The 18,575-nt window shown below is 44.4% G+C and carries 19 protein-coding genes; 8 read left to right on the top strand and 11 right to left on the bottom strand.

Going from position 1 to position 18,575, the window contains the following annotated elements:
* Positions 1-25: 25 nt before the first annotated feature.
* The 5 genes from AB6D93_RS13730 to AB6D93_RS13710 form a co-directional block, all read right to left on the bottom strand.
* On the bottom strand, positions 26-1,069 hold the full coding sequence (locus tag AB6D93_RS13730) for a GMP reductase (RefSeq protein WP_017062429.1): 1,044 nt from the start codon (positions 1,067-1,069) through the stop codon (positions 26-28).
* A gap of 777 nt (positions 1,070-1,846) precedes the next feature.
* Positions 1,847-2,287: a PAS domain-containing protein gene (locus AB6D93_RS13725; protein WP_017062430.1), complete on the bottom strand. Its 441-nt coding sequence runs from the start codon at positions 2,285-2,287 to the stop codon at positions 1,847-1,849.
* Between the two features lies 1 nt (position 2,288).
* Entirely contained in the window at positions 2,289-3,293 is a 1,005-nt protein-coding gene (locus AB6D93_RS13720; protein ID WP_029236531.1) for a response regulator, read from the bottom strand.
* Positions 3,294-3,612: 319 nt separating this feature from the next.
* Positions 3,613-3,858: a hypothetical protein gene (locus tag AB6D93_RS13715; protein WP_010430578.1), complete on the bottom strand. Its 246-nt coding sequence runs from the start codon at positions 3,856-3,858 to the stop codon at positions 3,613-3,615.
* 200 nt (positions 3,859-4,058) lie between these two features.
* Positions 4,059-5,411, bottom strand: coding sequence for an MATE family efflux transporter (locus AB6D93_RS13710; RefSeq protein WP_065584788.1), 1,353 nt, complete (start codon positions 5,409-5,411; stop codon positions 4,059-4,061).
* A gap of 100 nt (positions 5,412-5,511) precedes the next feature.
* On the opposite strand from AB6D93_RS13710, the gene AB6D93_RS13705 reads away from it, so the two are divergent.
* Together AB6D93_RS13705 and AB6D93_RS13700 are read left to right on the top strand one after the other, a co-directional pair.
* Positions 5,512-6,486, top strand: a complete 975-nt coding sequence (locus AB6D93_RS13705; RefSeq protein ID WP_017068435.1) for a LysR family transcriptional regulator — start codon at positions 5,512-5,514, stop codon at positions 6,484-6,486.
* 42 nt (positions 6,487-6,528) lie between these two features.
* Entirely contained in the window at positions 6,529-7,428 is a 900-nt protein-coding gene (locus tag AB6D93_RS13700) for a DMT family transporter (RefSeq protein WP_102333930.1), read from the top strand.
* Between the two features lie 138 nt (positions 7,429-7,566).
* On the opposite strand, the gene AB6D93_RS13695 is transcribed toward AB6D93_RS13700, so the two are convergent.
* Positions 7,567-7,986 (bottom strand): VOC family protein, encoded by a 420-nt coding sequence (locus tag AB6D93_RS13695; RefSeq protein ID WP_017072063.1) that lies wholly within the window; start codon positions 7,984-7,986, stop codon positions 7,567-7,569.
* A gap of 398 nt (positions 7,987-8,384) precedes the next feature.
* Here AB6D93_RS13695 and AB6D93_RS13690 point away from each other — a divergent pair, with 398 nt between their 5' ends.
* On the top strand, positions 8,385-9,005 hold the full coding sequence (locus AB6D93_RS13690) for a heme-binding beta-barrel domain-containing protein (RefSeq protein ID WP_017062436.1): 621 nt from the start codon (positions 8,385-8,387) through the stop codon (positions 9,003-9,005).
* A 71-nt stretch (positions 9,006-9,076) separates the two neighbouring features.
* Here AB6D93_RS13690 and AB6D93_RS13685 read toward each other — a convergent pair whose 3' ends face one another.
* Complete coding sequence (locus AB6D93_RS13685; protein ID WP_032545880.1) at positions 9,077-10,057, bottom strand: bile acid:sodium symporter family protein; 981 nt, start codon at positions 10,055-10,057, stop codon at positions 9,077-9,079.
* Between the two features lie 345 nt (positions 10,058-10,402).
* Here AB6D93_RS13685 and AB6D93_RS13680 point away from each other — a divergent pair, with 345 nt between their 5' ends.
* Together AB6D93_RS13680 and AB6D93_RS13675 are read left to right on the top strand one after the other, a co-directional pair.
* Positions 10,403-10,669 carry a DUF3081 domain-containing protein gene (locus AB6D93_RS13680; RefSeq protein ID WP_102333931.1) on the top strand — a complete coding sequence of 89 codons (267 nt, stop codon included), beginning with the start codon at positions 10,403-10,405 and terminating at the stop codon, positions 10,667-10,669.
* A gap of 48 nt (positions 10,670-10,717) precedes the next feature.
* Complete coding sequence (locus AB6D93_RS13675; RefSeq protein ID WP_102333932.1) at positions 10,718-11,329, top strand: CIA30 family protein; 612 nt, start codon at positions 10,718-10,720, stop codon at positions 11,327-11,329.
* A gap of 122 nt (positions 11,330-11,451) precedes the next feature.
* Here the strand turns inward: AB6D93_RS13675 and AB6D93_RS13670 are convergent, their stop codons facing one another.
* Both AB6D93_RS13670 and AB6D93_RS13665 read right to left on the bottom strand, forming a co-directional pair.
* A complete protein-coding gene (locus tag AB6D93_RS13670) occupies positions 11,452-12,477 on the bottom strand; it encodes a zinc-binding alcohol dehydrogenase family protein (RefSeq protein WP_102333933.1) in 1,026 nt (341 codons plus the stop codon).
* Positions 12,478-12,633: 156 nt separating this feature from the next.
* Positions 12,634-13,401 (bottom strand): glycine betaine ABC transporter substrate-binding protein, encoded by a 768-nt coding sequence (locus tag AB6D93_RS13665; RefSeq protein WP_102333934.1) that lies wholly within the window; start codon positions 13,399-13,401, stop codon positions 12,634-12,636.
* 265 nt (positions 13,402-13,666) lie between these two features.
* On the opposite strand from AB6D93_RS13665, the gene AB6D93_RS13660 reads away from it, so the two are divergent.
* The gene (locus AB6D93_RS13660) at positions 13,667-14,599 is read left to right on the top strand and encodes a LysR family transcriptional regulator (RefSeq protein ID WP_102333935.1); all 933 of its coding nucleotides are present in this window, start codon (positions 13,667-13,669) and stop codon (positions 14,597-14,599) included.
* A gap of 147 nt (positions 14,600-14,746) precedes the next feature.
* Here the strand turns inward: AB6D93_RS13660 and AB6D93_RS13655 are convergent, their stop codons facing one another.
* A complete protein-coding gene (locus AB6D93_RS13655) occupies positions 14,747-15,133 on the bottom strand; it encodes a hypothetical protein (protein WP_102333936.1) in 387 nt (128 codons plus the stop codon).
* 423 nt (positions 15,134-15,556) lie between these two features.
* Here AB6D93_RS13655 and AB6D93_RS13650 point away from each other — a divergent pair, with 423 nt between their 5' ends.
* Entirely contained in the window at positions 15,557-16,540 is a 984-nt protein-coding gene (locus tag AB6D93_RS13650; RefSeq protein WP_102333937.1) for a hypothetical protein, read from the top strand.
* Positions 16,541-16,653: 113 nt separating this feature from the next.
* On the opposite strand, the gene AB6D93_RS13645 is transcribed toward AB6D93_RS13650, so the two are convergent.
* A complete protein-coding gene (locus AB6D93_RS13645; RefSeq protein ID WP_102333938.1) occupies positions 16,654-17,847 on the bottom strand; it encodes a benzoate/H(+) symporter BenE family transporter in 1,194 nt (397 codons plus the stop codon).
* Positions 17,848-17,946: 99 nt separating this feature from the next.
* On the opposite strand from AB6D93_RS13645, the gene AB6D93_RS13640 reads away from it, so the two are divergent.
* Positions 17,947-18,513, top strand: a complete 567-nt coding sequence (locus AB6D93_RS13640; protein WP_017070515.1) for a helix-turn-helix domain-containing protein — start codon at positions 17,947-17,949, stop codon at positions 18,511-18,513.
* The last annotated feature ends 62 nt before the right edge of the window (positions 18,514-18,575 follow it).

The raw sequence follows: 18,575 nt of genomic DNA, 5'->3' as shown, positions 1-18,575 counted from the left end.
TTCAAACTATTCGAATCCGTTCAGATTACTCTTTACCGAATACGTTGTTCTCTTGCTCTTGTACACGGATGAAAGTTGTACGCTTAGTTAGCTCTTTAAGCTTTGCTGCGCCTACGTATGTACAAGTTGAACGTACACCACCAAGGATGTCCGAAATTGTGTTGTGAACTGAACCACGGAACGGAAGTAAAACAGTTTTACCTTCCGCAGCACGGTACTTAGCAACACCACCTGAGTGCTTGTCCATAGCCGACTGTGACGACATTCCATAGAACTTCATGAATTGCTTACCGTCTTGCTCTACAACTTCGCCGCCTGACTCAGAGTGACCTGCTAGCATGCCGCCTAGCATTACGAAGTCAGCACCGCCGCCGAACGCTTTAGATACGTCACCCGCACATGAACAGCCACCGTCACCGATGATCATACCGCCAAGGCCGTGTGCTGCGTCGCCACACTCGATGATTGCAGAAAGTTGAGGGTAACCTACGCCTGTTTTAACACGTGTAGTACAAACAGAACCAGGGCCGATACCAACCTTAACGATGTCTGCGCCAGCTAGGATTAGCTCTTCAACCATGTCACCCGTTACAACGTTACCAGCAGAGATAACTTTAGTCGGGAATTCAGCACGTACTTTTTGTACATACTCAACTAGGTGCTCTGAGTAGCCGTTAGCGATATCAATACAGATAAATACGAATTCGTCGCTAAGCGCCATGATTTGCTTAGTTTTCTCAAACTCAGCTTCAGAAGTACCTGTTGAAACAAATACGTTGTTCAGCGTTTTCTTGTCTGCTGTTTTTGCGAACTCAGCCCACTGCTCTACTGTGTAGTGCTTGTGTACTGCAGTCATAACACCGTGCTCTGCTAGAGCAGCTGCCATTTCAAAGCTTGCTACCGAATCCATGTTCGCTGCAATTACTGGAGTACCAGACCATTGACGACCGCTATGCTTGAATGTAAAATCGCGGGTTAATTCAACTTGAGAACGGCTTTTAAGGGTAGAACGCTTCGGACGGAAGAGTACATCTTTGAAACCTAACTTAAGTTCTTGTTCGATACGCATGATAATTTGTCCTGTAATCATATTACGTGTCGTGCGTTTTCGGTAAGCGTTGGCAGACGCTTTACTGAGTTTCGGACACAAAAAAACCGGAGCGTTGGCAGACGCTCCGGTTTTCAGCATTATAGGCTGTGATTTACTAACAGCAAGTCTGATATTTCATTTTTTTTTGTGCTATCCTCTCAAAGATTCCATATCTGGTAAAAGCTTCCCGCCCGTCATTTCCTACTAAATTCATAGTAATTAATAACTTAACAACATATTCACGCAAACGCTGTCGGTTTATTGCGCAAACGTTTCCCTTGCAAATTCGGCGAAAAAATCTTCGATAAGGCAAATTTGTGAAAAAAGTGCCCTTTAATCACATAAAAATCACACTTTTCTTGAATCAAAAAATGCGTTTTTTCTTAAATAATTTCATTTTTTTCTGACTTTTTCGCTTCGAGTGCCGATCTCAGCCCTCTTTCATTAGCCCTGAAATTTATAAAGTACAAAGGCAAGATCGATTAGCACGTTCGAAACTTGGATGAGCGGGGTAAAGTCCACAAAATATGGCAGGTTAGATGCGCTTATTTATGAGAACCCAGCGGATACAAGCCGCTGTTGATAGAGCCTAACAACAACTCGACTAAAGTTAACGAATACGGAACGCCTTTCTTTAGTTCGAACTCATTACTACAGGATCAGATACAAAAATGGCCAAGGGGATTAACCTTGGCCATTTTTATTTGGTTTTCAGAGTGCTCTTATAAGGCGATTCAATTTTCATCTTAAGGTACGTCAAGCCTTTTTCTGAGACATCAGAGCTTCAGCAGTCGCATCTTGAATCGACAAGAACAAGGATGTCACTTGCCCAGTTGGAGAACGCATCGGGTTAAGCGTGACGTTCTGATACATAAAGTCGGCTTGCTGAGTTACTGGCCTCACGTTGCGGCACTTAAACAGATAAGGCCTTTGTTGCCACGTTATGAAGCTACGGCAGCCTAGGTCATAAACCGGTTTTGTTTTAAGCCTAAACCACTCTTCAGGAATTTCAGGGAACAGTTCAAAGATCGACTTACCGATCGCATCGTGCGATTGCTTACCGCTATGGTGCGTCATGAAGCCATTCCAAACTTGTACCTGAAAATCACGGTTAATAACCACCAGCCCCATATCGACGTTTTGAACCATGTCGACCATCCAGTGGAACTGTTCAAATTCAGCAGGAAGATTCAGCATATTAAAACTCCTCCATTAGGTAGGCCAATTTGTTGTCTAGAAGAGGCAGAGACTCATCAACGAACATAAACAGAAGGTCACAACGGATAGAAGTGCCATCAATGTTGTAGCTAACTTCGAACGTCATGGTCTTTTTAAATGAGCCGCTGGTATTCTCAATCACCGAATCAATCGAGATGTGTTGACCTAGCAACACAGGAGAGCTCTGGAAGAAACGAACTTCTGACTGCTCCCCTAACCCATTCAAGAATGAGCCGACTAAGATGTTCGATACATCCATCAACAACTCTAGTTCTTCTAGCTGCTCGCTTTCTGTTGGCACCTTCATGAGCTTCTTAAGATCGCTCACACTGGAATCACTCAACAAGACTAATGCTTCGCCTGCAATGCCTTCTCCACTAAAGCCTTGGCAAACACCCGACACTTGGTCGTTATCCGCTAGGTCACGAAGTGCCATGTGCAATTCACTCACTTCGAAGATGTTAACGTTCGGCAGCGGTAGGTGAACAAACACATTAAAGTGACGAGCCAGTGCATCAGCGGCACGGCCTATCGCTACGTTCGCGACTTCCATATAGATATCGCGTCTACGAAGTATTGGCAGTTCTAAAGCGGTTGGGGTAATGATTTGAGGTTGTTTTGGCGGCTCGACATGCTCACGTAAAATGGCTTTTAGCGCTTCTTTATCGATCGGCTTTTGCAAAAATGCTTTGGCGCCAAGATCCAGCACCTTCTGTTGTGCTTTTGGTTGTATGTCACCAGAAACAACGACAACTGGCGTGGTATCGCCTAAACGTTGCATCTCTTCCAATGTGCCATAGCCGTCTAATTCCGGCATGGTTAGGTCGAGGAACATCAATTTGAATTGGTTTTTAGCGAGCTCTTCAAGTGCATTAAGCCCATGAACAGCAAAAGTTATATCTGCATTTAGAGAACTAGGCAGTGACCGAGCCATCTGCTTCCTTGCTAACGCAGAATCATCACATATAAGAACTGGGAACGACATAAATGCACCACTGACAAATTAAAGCTAATTCGACCGAGTGTAACAGAACATTATGGTATCAGGTACGGGGTGAATGGATTTATGTGCAGATTATTAGTAAGAATGATGAAACAGGTGGGTAAGCTATTATTTCGCATTATTCTTCATGAAAAACAATATGCTACAAAGGTAATAGCCAATCCTTGCTGTTGAGTAATAGCACTATTATATTTAACAGCAGCCTTAACAAGCGGGTTTATTAAGGCTCGACTGACTCATTCATTGAACGGCTTTATGTAGCCATGATAGAGAGCTATCCCACAAAGCTAATGCAAGAGAACTAGAACTGATATGAAGGCCATAAAATCAGTAATGCGAAACGTATGATCACAGCAAATACCAACAACGCGATCCCCAGGCGATACCATTTGTATTCGGCGATGTTCATTGGGATACGCTTGTAGAACATCGTAATCACGCCTTTCCAATCGCTACTGCGTCTTCCGTACTGCATCATGCTCGTCAAAACAAACAGTGCGCCAAGCACTAACATTCCTTTTTCAGCCCAGAACAATCCAACTTCCATTTGTGTATTCCTTGATAAAACGGTGAGCAACTCAAATCATTCTAGTCACCTTTTAGCTCGGTTTCTGTAAGACCAAGGTCTAAATTACGAAGTACGCAATTTAGGGCTTATAGGTCATTGTTGGTAATTGATAGTTCTCGGTCAGCAATACAACGTTTATCGTTCAAGGTTCCATGGTAAAGGCGAGCATCACAAGCAAATCACGTATAAGCATGATTCGACAAATCTGGAGATTGGTTGTTCTTTTGAATGACACGCATCAATTGGATAAGCAGCAGAATACCTGTCACGCCTAAGCCAACACCGATTCCGCCCCAAATCCCTGCCAATTCGAACTTAGGCATCAAATACCAAGCCGCAGGCAAGCCAAATACCCAGTAACCGATGGCAGTCATCACGGTTGGCATAGAGACAATCTTCATGCCTCTTAGCAGGTTAATCGCCAGTAGTTGCCAAGCATCAACAATAAAGCACAAAGCAACGACCCAAATCACAGAAGCCAGTAGTGAAGTCATAGCACCCGTGCCATCGTCTAACTTGAAGATAGAAGCGATCATCTCAGGCCATATAATGAACACGGCCGACAACGCCACACTCAACACCGACACCAATATGAAGCTTTGAATCGAGGTTCTTTTTATTCCTTCGTAGTTACCCGCGCCAAAATCACGACCAACCAAAATCGCCGCAGCTTGTGAGCAGCCGAAATTGAAGTTCCAAGTAAAGCTTAAGCATTGCAGCAAGATTTGGTGCAGCGCTAGAGAAGCAATACTGATCGTCCCTGCCATCAAAGTGCCGCCGTAAATAAGGCCATGCTCAAGTAATGCTGCCAAGCCGATAGGTAAACCCATCATTAAAAGCGGGCTCATCAACTTGATTGAATACTCTTCTGTGTTTAACCAAGGGGCGAACTGCTTGAATTCGTCACGTTTGAATACCCAAACCGTGTATCCAACCATCACGATAAATGCCGCGATAGCCGTACCTAGCCCTAAACCTGTTAAACCCATGTCTAATTGGAAGGTTAAGAAGTAGCTGACTGGCACATTCAGAATTACGGTGATAATAGACATCACCAGAATAGAACGCACATTGCCAAACGCGCTAGTTAAGCCGCGAAGCACCAATAAGATAAGCGAAGGCAACATCACCCACTTCAAAGCATGGACATATTCCATAGCTAAAGTGATCACTTCTGGCGGCTGTTTGGCTGCTTCTAATACCAACGGAGCAAACCAGAAGCTGGCCATTAAGGTCACACTGAGCACGAATGCCAACATGGTTGCGCCTTTCACAGCCAATCTGATTTGAGTATTACCAAACTCAGGGCGAGCTACGCGCTGACCATAAGCAATCGCAATCAAGTTCGCGACACAACCCACGGTGCTGCTCGCAATAATGAAGATGAAAAAGTAGATTGAGGCACCTAAGCCACCAGCCGCAAGGGCTGACACACTGATACGCGACATCATCCAAACATCAGTAAGGACTAAAGCCATAGAGATCAGCTGTGAAATGATCAAAGGGAATGCAAGAGTGAGTATTTTTTTCATGAGCGCCTCAGTTAATTTCGCCCAAAATACGATCGATGAGGCTGGCGTTCAATTGATAAATTTGCGACTCTAACATTCCATAAACTCATGCGAACGAATTATGACCCCATATCCTAGCTTGCCATCATCACATAATGGCTTAAAAGCCTTTGAAGCTGCCGCAAGGCTGATGAGCTTTACTCTGGCTGCCGAAGAGCTGCATGTGACACAAAGTGCGATCAGCCGACAGATCAAACAGCTTGAAGATGAGTTAAACGCATCACTGGTTATTCGTAAGCATCGAGCCATAGAATTAACGGTACAAGGTCATGATTTGTATGTCGCTTTGCGAGAAAGCTACGGTAATATCGAAGCTGTTATCGCCTCTTGGAGTGAGCCCAAGCAGAAGCGTATCGTGATCAAAGCGACTCTGAGTTTCGCGACGCGAGTATTGATCTCCAAAGTTCGGGAATTAAACGAGCGTTATCAAGATCATGAGATAGTCATTGTTCCTGTGATTGAGGAAGACGAATCGATTAATAGTAGTGAGTATGATCTACTGATCTTCCACACGCGTTTCAAAAAACGCTATGACAAGGCACCTGACATTACCTTCTTGCGTGAAGAGTTCATGGCGCCGGTTTGCTCTACTAGTTTAACCACCAAAGACACCGACCTTGATTCAATCTTAACCTTGCCAAGGCTGCATCCAACCTTAGATCATCACGACTGGAAAGTGTGGCTGGCCGATGTTGAATTCCCACCAAAGAAACCTGTCAGAAATACCAGCTTCTTGTCTTTAGATATGGCGCTCAGTGCCTGTCTATCCGGTGAAGGGGTTACGGTCACGGATCTGTTGTTAGTTCAACAAGATCTCCAACGAGGCTTCTTGTACTGCCCTAGAAATGCAAAAATCCAACACAGTGCTTGGACTTACTTCATGCACCAGCGTAGTCACACGCCTATCATCAACGACCTTATTGAATGGCTTAGAGAAGAGACAACAAAAGAGATCGAGTTGCTGAAAGTACTCGCACAGCAATATCAATGGTTTGGTGTAATAGAACAGGACAAAGACTTTGGTCGGCTCTTCTAAACTAAGTTATGATTCCTGTTCCCTCAACCGATTGATATTTTTATGTCTTCTTTCTCTTTTTCACAAATCCCTGTTGGGGTTCGATTCATGATCCTCTCCGCTTTTGGATTCGCACTGATGTCAGCTTGTGTGAAATACATCAGCAATTATGGCATTCCTGTATTCGAAATCGTTGCAGCAAGAGCGTTGGTGTCTTTGATCATCAGCTACATCGACGTAAAACGAAAAGGCATTTCGATCTGGGGAAATAACAAACCTTTGTTGTTTGTTCGAGGCGCAGTTGGTACAGCAGCCTTGATGTGTGTTTACTACGCTGTGACCACTTTGCCATTAGCCGAAGCGACCATTCTACAATACGTTCATCCTGTATTTACCGCCCTACTTGGCGTGTTATTTCTGAAAGAACGCGTCCAAAAATCGACCATGATCTGCATTGCGTTCTGCCTAGCTGGGCTATTAGTGATGGTACAACCAAGTATGAACAGTGGCGCGAGCAGCGAGTTACCGCTATTTAGCATTATGGTGGCGTTATGTGGCGCATTTGGTAGCTCAATTGCTTATGTGATTGTGAGAAAACTTAGCCAAACGGAAGATAGCTCAGTCATCATCTTCTACTTCCCATTGGTTGCGCTACCAATCTCAACAGCTCTTATCTGGAACGACTTTGTATGGCCTAGCCTATTCCTAACCATGATGCTTGTGCTCGTCGGGATTTTCACACAAATAGGACAATACGGTTTAACCAAAGCAATGCAAACCCAGGCAGCAGGTAAAGCTTCAGCTTACTCATACGTGCAGATCGTCTTCTCAGCGCTATTAGGTGTGTGGATCTTCAATGAGATTCCATCGGTTTGGACTTATCTAGGTGGTGGCCTGATTGTCACTGGTGCACTCATTAACGTGTTTGGTAAACAGCTATTGGTGCCGTTCAAGGCTAAATAAGTAACCCACTCAATATCAGCTGATAAATAGAATCTAAAAAGGGCATTGCGGATTATTCCACGATGCCCTTTTCTATAAATGCTCTCTAGCGCGCTTTCATTCAGCTAACCAACTTTAATAAAGCGGCGTATTACGTAACTAACTCGTGGCATTTCGTAACTTAGGATCATCACTCAAATACTCAACAAACTCGATCTCAAAGCCTGCAGGATCCACAAAGTAGACATTTTTTCGATAAGGTTCTTCGGCACCGGGTTTGGCAATTGGAAAGCCCGCATCAACAAGGCGTTGAGTGACACTTTCGATATTATTGGTCACATAAGCGAAGTGTGCGAGACCAACAGAATGCCCAGCCAAATCTCTATTTTCACCTTCACCGTGATCACTTATTGCTATGTATTGGTACTCGTCGCCAAAATGCAGCCAGTTACGTGGCTTACCTGACCACTCCCCTTTTCCCTCATCACGGACATACCAATGAGGGAACGCCGCTTTATAGAAAGCCAGCATTTCTGGGATATCTTTTACCACTAAATTCACATGTTCAAGTTGGATCATTCTTCTCTCCTTAAAGTATTCTCGTAAGCAACGTTGCATATCCTAATACCTCAAGTTAAGTTGAGGTAAAGCACTAATTTGCATTTATTTCGAGAACGTCTTTAGAGCCCAAATTGTCGTATTTTATGCGATATAAGCTTTAAGTTTAGACGACCTAATCCAATGTGACTCAACTCAACCACAAGAGTTAGCAAACCCATGGTGTATCACTGAGATAAGACGACCCAACAACTGCTTCTTGCTCAATATATACACACATTAATATCCCCTTACTGACTGATACATCAAGTTACAATTCGATTTCATATTAGCCAACAACACTGATCTGGGTTAATAAACTAGTTTCACAATAACCTTATTTTTATTGGGGTCAGATAATTAATAAAAAGGAAGTTAAAGTGAAAAAATTATTAGCACTTGGTATCGCAGCGGTAATCTCGGCTCCAGCAGTAGCCGACCACAACACAATCAATGGTATGGATTTTGGTCCACTCGCAAAGTTAGTCGGCACATGGAAATCAGTCGAAACTGGCGGCGTTGATATTTCTCCAGGCCAAGAAGGCACAGAAGTGGGTGCAGGTGGTCCCGCGGTTACACCATTCTATGAAGTAATGACGTTTGAGGTTGCGGCAGATGCAACCAATGCCAGCGATCAATATCTGGTTGCTCTGTACTACAAACAAGAAGTATTCAGAAAGGCCGACGACTCTAAGTTCCACGATCAACGTGGCTACTTCATCTACGACCAAAAAAATCAAGTCGTCTACAACTCTTACTGCGTACCACGCACCACATGTGTCACCGCAGAAGGCCCTGCTGGCGATACAATGACGTTAGTTGCGTCTAAGCGTGGCATCGCTGAGTCCGAATACATGACGGACAACGCAACCACCACGGGCTTCACGATGAACATTAGCATTTCAGACGATACGCTGACGTACTCTCAAACAACAGGCTTAGAGATCTACGACAACGCATTTGCTCATACAGATTCAAGCACTCTAATTAAAGTGAAGTAGATTCAAATACAAACGCCTTTCACAGCGAAGTGAAAGGCGTTTTTCTGTTGTACTTGTAACAACAAACAAGTTTAACTAGATTGTGTATCAACCTTGGCGTAACGGTTGGCTAGCACTGCACAGTAAAAGATCTGAATCGGGTGATAAAGCATGATTGGTAGTAATATCATCCCTAGATTAGGGTTGTGAGCAAAGATCACCTTAGCCATAGGAATACCTGCCGCTAAGGTCTTCTTAGTACCACAGAATACTGCCGCGACTTCATCTTGATGATTGAATCCAACCTTTCGGGCACTCCATTGAATGCCGTGTACCATCACCATCAATACCACTAAACAAATCACCGCTGACAGCAACAACAGCATTGGTGAAAAGTCGCTCCAAATACCGTGTTCAATAGAGTCACAGAAAGCACTGTAGACGATCAGAAGTATCACGTATTTATCTAACTTATTGACCACTGACTTGTGTTTCTGAGTCCATTCAAAAAGTAACGGGCGCATCAACTGGCCGACAATCATTGGCAATAGCAGCATTTTAGATATAGAGATCACCGATTCCATCAGGTTTAGCTCTGCACCTTCCAACCCCATAAAGAGCTGGATCAGTAGAGGCGTAATGAACACGCCTAAAATACTAGAAAGTGATGCATTGAATATCGCACCCGGTAGGTTTCCTTTTCCAATCACCGTCATCGCGACCGAAGACGAAATCGTACTCGGTAATACGAAGAGGTAACAGAAACCAAAGGCCAGAGCTGCTGGCATATAAGCGACAAAGCCTTGCCCGAATATCACCCAAAGCAATGGGTAAACTAAGAATGTCGCGCTTTGTACAAAAACATGCAGCTTCCAATTCGAAAGCCCCTCAAGAATGGCTTTGGGAGACAAACCCAAACCGTGTAAGAAAAACACCAAAGCGATGCCGAGAACAGTCACCGTATCGAGATGAAGTACCCCACCCGATTTGCCCCAATCCGGCGTAAAAACAGCAACGACCATAGCCACCACCATCCCTACAAGAAACCATTCCTTTTTCAGTTTTTCTATCATGTTGACACGCACTTTCTATAGATTCTATTTCAGCCAATAACCCGGCTCCGACGCTATTTATCCTATCGACTCTAATTTTAATTAACCACCATAAACGTAAATTAAGCTTGTCTTTATCTTGAGGGTTAACATCGTTATTAAGTTTGTTACACCCGTTTTGCTCAGGATTAATCGGATGTATGGAATGACGATGAAAATATTAGAAAACAGAGGTTTATCGAGAAGATAAGATCACTTTCAGTGATCGGAACACAAAGGCAAGCCGTAGGGACAGCAATCAAACAGTAACAAATTTAGATACCAATATTCAGCCTATTACCAATAACTACTCAGCGGGAGCAAAACATGGACAACAGAATCACCATTTTAGAGTTTCTGAGAGTGTTCGATTGCATTCGCTCCTCGGGCAAGCAATTGGACAGCAAATATCAATTGGGTGAGATGGTAGCGTGGCACGATTACGACGGTTACACCTGTTGGTTAAGCTATAGAGACGTTACGGTGACGCTGATGTTTCACGGTTCGCTAAAAATTGAGTACGACAACGCTTCAAATTACTCTGAATTTATTGAGCATTGTATGGGTATGCTTGCCACTGAACCTTCTCCATAAAACGCGAACAGACTAACGGCTAACGGCTAACGGCTAACGGAGACAATCATGAACGAAACGGCTTCATTGCTTAAGCGAAGACACCCTTTTTGGCTAGTACTCAGCCTCTCCTTTTTATGGTCTCAAGTATCTGTAGCAGGCATAGGTATGATTGACTTTACACAACCGAACGAACATAAGAATTGGACAGCGACCAACGACAATGTGATGGGCGGCATCTCAACAGGCGAGCTTGTTTACGAAGGCGAGACGAGTCAATTTAAGGGCGAGCTATCGTTAGAAAATAATGGGGGGTTCAGTTCCATAAAGCGCTCCATTGAATCACCAGCCCATGAAATAGATAGCGCAGAGCTAGTTTTCGTTGGTGATGGTCGCACCTACCAACTGAGGCTCACAACATCGAAAGATGGTAATCGAGTTCAATACAAACACGATTTCGTTACGATAAAGGGAGTGCGGCTTAACAAGGTGTTCCACTTCAATGATTTTCAAGCTGTGTTCAGAGGTCGGCTACTGAGCGATGCGCCGGAACTTAAGGCACGAGACATCAAACAAATCGTTTTTTTGATTGCGGACAAAGAGCCCTCGCCTTTTGAGCTAGACCTAATACAGCTTCACTTCAGAACATCGAAACCTATCACATCACCAGAAGCTGACTAAACTGACTAAACTGAAAACAAACAAAAGCCCCTGAAACCTTTTGACTAGCAATCAGATATCAGGGGCTTCTTCTATTTAAACCGTCAACAATTCAAAACAACGGCGGATTAAAACATCAGCAATTAGTATTTGATAGCTGTTTTACCAATCGAGGCACTGCTTTCAATACGTTGGTGTGCATCTTTAAGTGTTTCCACACTAAAGCCATTTAGGGTCGAGGTTAGCGTCGATTTAATACGGCCCGCATCAATCAGATTCGCGGCTTGGAATAGGATGTCTTGCTGCTTCTGGATATCTTCGGTGTTAAACAGTGAACGTGTAAACATCAGCTCCCAAACAAAGCCTGCTGATTTGCCTTGCAGCGCTGACAAGTCAATGCCACCATCAAATTCAACAATCGAACTGATCATGCCTTGCGGTGCGATCAATTCAACCATCGCATCCCAGTGCCCTTTTGTGTCTGCAACATTGAAAATGTAGTCGACATGTTGAATGCCTTGCTCTCGCACAGACTCGACAAGGTTACGGTGGTTCACCACATAATCCGCCCCCATATCCCTTACCCACTGTTCAGTTTCGGGTCTTGAAGCTGTTGCGATAACATTTAGGTTGGTCAGTTGCTTAGCCAGTTGAATCGTAATTGAACCAACACCGCCTGCTCCACCAATGATCAGGATAGACTTTTTCTCTTCAGGACGAACACGCAAGCGGTCAAACAATGCTTCCCAAGCCGTAAGCGTTGCTAGTGGCATAACGGCTGCAGCTTCATCAGAAAGGCTCTTCGGCGCTTTAGCGGTAATACGGTAGTCCACAGCTTGGTATTCGGCATTAGCGCCCATACGAGTTACGTCACCTGCATAGTACACACGGTCACCGACTTTGAAGCCTTCAACGTCAGCACCTTTGCCAACAACTTCACCGACTGCGTCATAGCCCAGCACTTTTGGCTGCTCAAGAGTTTTGTCTTTGGCATTACGAATACGAATTTTAGCGTCAGCAGGATTGATAGAAGTCGCGCTCACTTTTACCAGCAAGTCATTATTTTTTAGTTCTGGCAGACTCGTTTCAAACTCAAATAAACTGTGTTGCTCTGTAATCGCAAGTGATTGAGTAAATCCGATAGCTTTCATTTTTGATGGTACTGACATTGTGCTTTCTCCTTGAATTAGACGAGTTAATCTTAGTCAATTCTCACTCTAGATAAACCGCCTAATATTTGAATGATTCTCAAATATTTTTTGATAATGGTGTTACCGCTATCTGGGTAATGCAGACATCTAACTGCATTGCCAACGGCTTAGAGGTTAAATAAGGCCTTTCTCAATCAACCAATCATGTGTTACTTGATCTTGTGGTTTACCTTCACGGCAAACTTTGTAATCCAGCTCTGCGATGATGTCGTTCGAGAAACGTAGGGAATCCAACTTCTGAATCTGTTGCTCGCTGAACAGATGCTTCTTGTCATCTCTTAAAAGAAGTACCGCTCTATCAACAATTCCGAGTAAGCCTTTTGGCTCTTTGAGCTCACGAATATCGTAACGATAGTGCAAAAACTGAGGTTTCCACAGTGGCACTACCACCCACTCTTTGTTTACCACTGCACTTTCAAAGGCACTGAAACAATCGTCTTCACTGCCAGGAAAGAACTGGTAGCCGGCATCGCTCAGGCCATAGTCTTTCATCATCTGGATAGAGAAGCGTGTGATGCCAGCGCCGGGGTTGATGCCTTGGATGGTCGAGTTCATTTTCTCGACCACTTCGGCTTTTAATAAATCAGAGACTTCAGAAACCGCCGCTTCAGGCACATAGTCTGGTACGCCCCACAAGGCATAAGGTTCATAATGAAGCCCAAGCTCGATAAGCGGCTCAACTTCTTCAACGCCCACTTTGTAGATACCGTGACTTGATGGCAACCACGCAGAAGAAAGCATATCCACTTGGCCTGTTTTCAGCTTTTCAAAGTTCTCCTGATGTGGAGAGAAAATGCGCTCTACCTCAAAGCCCATGGCTTTCAATACATTGGCAACCAATGATGCGGTCGTACGGTGGAACGACAAATCCGTTACACCCATTATGATTTTCTTAGTCATCTTATCCCCTAGATCGTAGGCTTCGTCCATACGATGTGTACTGCGCTACGTTGTCGATATGGGAAATGATAGTGAGAAAATTACTAATGAAAAACAGCCTCACATTTGAATTATTATCAAATTAATTTTGACAATTAAGTGTTTGAAGCTAACTTAGAAGCGATAAGCAGAGATAACCCATCTGCAGATTGTGATGGGGAAATATCCCAACACCATGTTAGAACATAATTCAATACAGGTAGATAATATGCTTCTTGAAGACTTACAGGTCATTTTGAAAGTGGCGGAGTTTCGTAGTATCACCGCAGCAGCCACCAACCTAGACATGCGTACGGCTACCGCAAGCGCTGCCGTCAAACGTGTTGAAGCGGCTCTGGGGGCGGAATTGTTTGTAAGAACCACGCGCCACCTAAGGCTCTCTTCAGCAGGCGAACGCTATTTACCTGATTGTGAACAAGCCTTAAAAATGTTGGAGCAAGCGAAACTCAACATGAGAGAAGAGCTTGGTATTGTTGACGGTGAAATTCGCATCGCGCTTTCTTCTGATCTAGGACGAAACCTAATCACACCTTGGTTAGATGAGTTCTTGCTTGAATACCCAAAGGCGACGCTTCGTACTAGCATCAGCGATAGCAATATCGACTTCTACCGAGATTCCGTCGATATGGCGCTGCGTTATGGCTCCCCGACTGATGCCAACATGTATGGCTTTAAAATCTGCGATGTAACCAGAATATTGTGTGCGGCCCCTGAATACTTGGCTGAAATGGGAACACCAAAACACCCGAGTGACTTAACTCAACACAATGGTTTGCTCTACCAACTTCATGACATATTGCAAGACGAGTGGATATTCAACGATGGCACTCAAGATCATAAAGTGAAACTAAAAGGGAACCGAGCTTCGAACGACGCTGACCTTGTAAGACGTTGGTGTATCGCGGGTAGAGGAGTGGCAATAAAATCTTGTCTAGACATGTCACGTCATCTGCTTTCAGGCGAAGTGGTTAAAGTCATGCCTGAGTTTAAGCCGACCCCTACCGAGCTGTGGTTAGTGTGTCCAAGTCGTCAATCCATCACCCCGACTGTGCGTCTACTGAGAGATTTATTCAGAGAGAAGACCGCTGAGATCCTTTCGCAACTGAGCAAACAAGGCATCATAGAAAGCACAACATCTTAAGATTGAATGCCGCTTAAAGATAAGAAACAGAGAGACAAAAAAGGCGTTAGCGAACTCAATTCGCTAACGCCTTTCATCATTAGAACATCATAGCTTCATGATGAACCTTAATAAGAGTACTTAGTTTAATACTCTTAATACAAGAGCTTAGTTTGACTCGTCTTCAACATCGCAGTCTGCACAGCACTGAAGAGCAATCTCATGTTCGAAGGTGATGGTGTCTTTACCTTCTTCTACTAGCTCTGCGATTTCGTCTACCACTTCTTTTTCATCATCCGCTTCGATTCCGCTTGCTAGCTCTTCTTCTGAATAACCGAAGAAGTTCAGTAGTAAATACTCACGCGCTTCATCTTTCGTACAAACCACGTCCGCTGAAAGATCAGGAGTGACCTCGCCTTGGGCAAGTGTTGCTGTCACTTGTGCGATAGCATCGTCTTTCATCGCAGGCGTTAACCAACCAAGATCAGTACTTACTGTCGTTTTTTTACAGTCGAAGCAAGGCAGTTGGTGAAAGTAGTATTGAAAGGTAGTCATAGGTAAATTCTTCTTTAAATGTTGTATAGCGAGATTATGCGCGTTTTGTAGCAAAATACTATCTCAATCACAACCTGAAACCGCTTCGTTCTAAGTATTTTTTCAAGCTCCGCGCAAGCTGATGTGATCATCCTATAAAAGCGCTGTTTTGCGCATGCTTACTCAGCTTTACGCTTGTTTACATTTGTACGGGTAATATATGCCTCATCAAATAATAAGCGTGGTACCTCACAATTGCTTTGGCTCTTGCTTAGTTTCGTCGTTCCAGCTATCAGCTATGAGTTCACGGCTTACTTAACTACTTAGCTACTTAGCTACTTAGCTCGGATTTGTTTGAAATAGCTTTGTTTTCAATTAACTTACTTGCACTTGGCTTATTTTGAACCACGCTTATTTAAATCACCCATTTAGGATACCCAATCAATGATCATCAAAAAATATCAAGCCCTTGCCCTTTCATCGGTTGCTTTGCTCGCTACAGGCTGCTCACCATCATCAGATACGCCTTCGGTCAGCAACATCAGTGATTACCAAGGCTCAGCGAGTATTACTCAAGGTGTGGCGACCACTGTTGAATCGAATCTCTTTGAGTGTGCAAACGGACGTAGCCGAGTGGCGGGCGTCGGGGAAATTATGGACTCAGAAGGAAAGGTTTGGACGGTTCCAGCCAAGAACAACTTTGCGACAGGGCCGAAAGCCTTTGATCTTTATGAAGAGTGCTCAAACACCACGCCAAGCAGCCTAGCCGAAGTCGATCAAAGCTCTGTACCGGTAGCTGTTGTGGATCAAGACGGTGAGGAAATAACAGGTTATATTTTTGCCGATAACTATTTCGAACTTTATATCAACGGCAAGTTAATCGCGGTAGACACCGTTCCTTTCACACCGTTTAACTCAAACATCGTCAAATTTAAGGTGAAGAAGCCTTACACGATTGCGGTGAAAGTGATTGACTGGGAAGAAAACCTAGGTCTTGGCAGCGAAGATAACCGCGGAAAGGCATACCACGCTGGTGATGGTGGCTTTATCGCGAGCTTTAGTGACGGAACCGTGACAGGTCCAGACTGGCAAGCACAAACCTTTTATACCTCACCGATTTATGACCTGACTTGTTTGAGTGAAGTGGACGGGAAGCGTCTTTCTGAAAGCTGCACCACGGAAGGAACTGACCACGGTCAAGATGCCTACGCCGCTCATTGGGAAACACCAACCAACTGGATGAACCAAGAGTTCGATTCAACATCTTGGCCTCTAGCATCGGTATATTCAGAAGACGATATTGGCGTGAACAATAAAAAAGCGTACATGAACTTTATCGAAAAATTCAGTGGTGCTGGCGCAAGCTTTATCTGGTCGACAAATGTCGTTCTCGATAATGAAGTGCTACTGAGATACGAAGTTAAGTAGCTTTATTCCTTTGTAAGCAAGCCCAGTCACGAGTATGACTGGGCTTACTACTCAAACAACTTGCTGATGTTTCTAATTTACAGCGAACCTGATCCTAATCTTGGGTAGCTTGATTACGACGAAGTTTGCGAAGTCTTGTTTGCTCCACGCGACTTAGCTTTGTAATTATGTAACCAGCAACAAAACAACCCGATGCACAAACCCCAAAATGCGCTACCGATTCCCAGTAAATTGGTGCCAGAAGCGGTGAATAAGAAAGTAAGCAGTGCGGGTTCTCTGTAGTGACTGTCTGCCATTGATACCGCAAGGCAATTCATCAAGGTGGGCATCACCGCTAAGCCAGCAACCGCAATGACAATCTCGGAGGGTACGGCGCTAAACAGCGACACAAATGACATCCCCATCACACCAGCTAACAAGTAAAACCCGCCCATACAGATCCCAGCCATATAACGTGTCTTGGGGTTACTATCCGCATTCGGGCCCATACAAATAGCGCCCGTAATCGCTGCAAGGTTATACGCAAAGCCACCAAACGGTGCGAAGATCAAACCTGTTACCCCGGTGGTGGTAATGATCTTCGATGAATCAACTTGGTATCCATTCGCTTTTAGAACCGCAAATCCCGGTAAGTTCTGTGAAGCCATCGTCACTATAAACAATGGGATACCAACACTAAACAACGAAAAGAACTCAAAATCGGGCGAAATGAACACTGGGGTCGTTAATCCCATAGTCACCTGACTAACATCGAGTTTGCCAAAACCCACACACATGACCAATGCGATGATGAAAATGCTTGGGATCAGTAAATTTCCTAACCGCGCTTTCGCCAGAATAAATACAGCGAGCATGACCGCTACGACTTGTGCCTCTTCCATTAGCGACGTGAACAAACCCAAACCGAATTGCAATAGAATCCCCGCGAGCATCGCTGAGGCAATCGATGTTGGGATCTGTTTTAGGACTTTCTCAAATATCCCCACCAATCCAACCAACGTGATCAACATCGAACTGAACAAAAACACGGCTACTGCCTGATTCATTGTCAGCCCTTCAAGAGATGTGATTAACAACGCCGCTCCAGGCGTCGACCACGCTGTAACCACAGGCTTCTTGTAATGAAACGAGAGCAGTATTGTGGTTACGCCCATGCCAACCCCCAACGCCCAAAACCATGACGCCACTTGTTCTTCGGTTGCTCCAGCACTCATTGCCGCTTGGAAAATAATCGCCGCGGCGCTCGCATAACCAATGAAAACAGCGATAAAGCCGGTACTGACGTGAGAAAATTTTAGCTTAGTCATGTTAATTTATTCCTGTGTGCGTTATAACGTCCATAGACTGAACTTAGCACCCGTGCGCTATAACGCACAACTAATTTTTGAAAAACTTGTAGAGAAAATATGCAAACAGAAATTAAAGTCGGCGTTAACTTGAAACGCCTTCGCCAAGAAAAAGGCTGGAGCTTAGACAAAACAGCGAAAGCAACAGGCGTGAGTAAAGCAATGTTAGGACAAATTGAACGTGGAGAATCCAGCCCGACAGTCGCTAAGCTCTGGCAGATAGCTTCTGGATTTGAGGTGTCACTTTCGAGCTTTATCGCGGCTAGCCCAAACAGTGAACTGACGAGTTTATTCAGAGATGCAAACGAACTAAGACATGAGGAATACAACATTGGCTTTTTCGTCAGTTTGTTGTTTCCTTTTGAGGAAGCACTAGGATTTGAAATATTCGAACTCACCCTAGCACCCGATTACCAGCATGAATCCGCCCCACATAACGCAGGCGTCACTGAGCACATCTTATGCATTTCAGGAGAGATGGCCGTGATGTTTGATGATGAGTGGCATACGTTACGCGCAGGACAAGCCGTTCGCTTCAATGCCAACCAGACCCATGCCTACAAAAATATCGGTGAAGGAAACGCCGTATTTCATAATGTGATTCACTACCCTAATAACAAGCAATAGTGCCGGATTTGGTGCTAACGGATGTTTAGCTCTAACCGGATGTTCAGCGCTAACGAAAGAGC

This window comes from Vibrio sp. 10N.247.310.23 (genome assembly GCF_041467155.1).
In the GTDB taxonomy this organism is placed as follows: Bacteria; Pseudomonadota; Gammaproteobacteria; order Enterobacterales; family Vibrionaceae; genus Vibrio; species Vibrio crassostreae_C.
Note: the sequence above shows the minus strand (reverse complement) of the source record. Positions and strands in the feature narration are given on the sequence as shown.

Excerpts from the sequence above, each read along its gene's own strand:
- AB6D93_RS13670 (WP_102333933.1), bottom strand. The coding sequence starts at position 12,477 with ATGTCAGTACCATCAAAAATGAAAGCTATCGGATTTACTCAATCACTT.
- AB6D93_RS13695 (WP_017072063.1), bottom strand. The coding sequence starts at position 7,986 with ATGATCCAACTTGAACATGTGAATTTAGTGGTAAAAGATATCCCAGAA.
- AB6D93_RS13640 (WP_017070515.1), top strand. The coding sequence starts at position 17,947 with ATGCAAACAGAAATTAAAGTCGGCGTTAACTTGAAACGCCTTCGCCAA.
- AB6D93_RS13675 (WP_102333932.1), top strand. The coding sequence starts at position 10,718 with ATGAACGAAACGGCTTCATTGCTTAAGCGAAGACACCCTTTTTGGCTA.
- AB6D93_RS13700 (WP_102333930.1), top strand. The coding sequence starts at position 6,529 with ATGTCTTCTTTCTCTTTTTCACAAATCCCTGTTGGGGTTCGATTCATG.
- AB6D93_RS13660 (WP_102333935.1), top strand. The coding sequence starts at position 13,667 with ATGCTTCTTGAAGACTTACAGGTCATTTTGAAAGTGGCGGAGTTTCGT.
- AB6D93_RS13715 (WP_010430578.1), bottom strand. The coding sequence starts at position 3,858 with ATGGAAGTTGGATTGTTCTGGGCTGAAAAAGGAATGTTAGTGCTTGGC.
- AB6D93_RS13680 (WP_102333931.1), top strand. The coding sequence starts at position 10,403 with ATGGACAACAGAATCACCATTTTAGAGTTTCTGAGAGTGTTCGATTGC.
- AB6D93_RS13645 (WP_102333938.1), bottom strand. The coding sequence starts at position 17,847 with ATGACTAAGCTAAAATTTTCTCACGTCAGTACCGGCTTTATCGCTGTT.
- AB6D93_RS13710 (WP_065584788.1), bottom strand. The coding sequence starts at position 5,411 with ATGAAAAAAATACTCACTCTTGCATTCCCTTTGATCATTTCACAGCTG.
- AB6D93_RS13685 (WP_032545880.1), bottom strand. The coding sequence starts at position 10,057 with ATGATAGAAAAACTGAAAAAGGAATGGTTTCTTGTAGGGATGGTGGTG.
- AB6D93_RS13705 (WP_017068435.1), top strand. The coding sequence starts at position 5,512 with ATGACCCCATATCCTAGCTTGCCATCATCACATAATGGCTTAAAAGCC.
- AB6D93_RS13720 (WP_029236531.1), bottom strand. The coding sequence starts at position 3,293 with ATGTCGTTCCCAGTTCTTATATGTGATGATTCTGCGTTAGCAAGGAAG.
- AB6D93_RS13650 (WP_102333937.1), top strand. The coding sequence starts at position 15,557 with ATGATCATCAAAAAATATCAAGCCCTTGCCCTTTCATCGGTTGCTTTG.
- AB6D93_RS13725 (WP_017062430.1), bottom strand. The coding sequence starts at position 2,287 with ATGCTGAATCTTCCTGCTGAATTTGAACAGTTCCACTGGATGGTCGAC.
- AB6D93_RS13730 (WP_017062429.1), bottom strand. The coding sequence starts at position 1,069 with ATGCGTATCGAACAAGAACTTAAGTTAGGTTTCAAAGATGTACTCTTC.
- AB6D93_RS13655 (WP_102333936.1), bottom strand. The coding sequence starts at position 15,133 with ATGACTACCTTTCAATACTACTTTCACCAACTGCCTTGCTTCGACTGT.
- AB6D93_RS13665 (WP_102333934.1), bottom strand. The coding sequence starts at position 13,401 with ATGGGTGTAACGGATTTGTCGTTCCACCGTACGACCGCATCATTGGTT.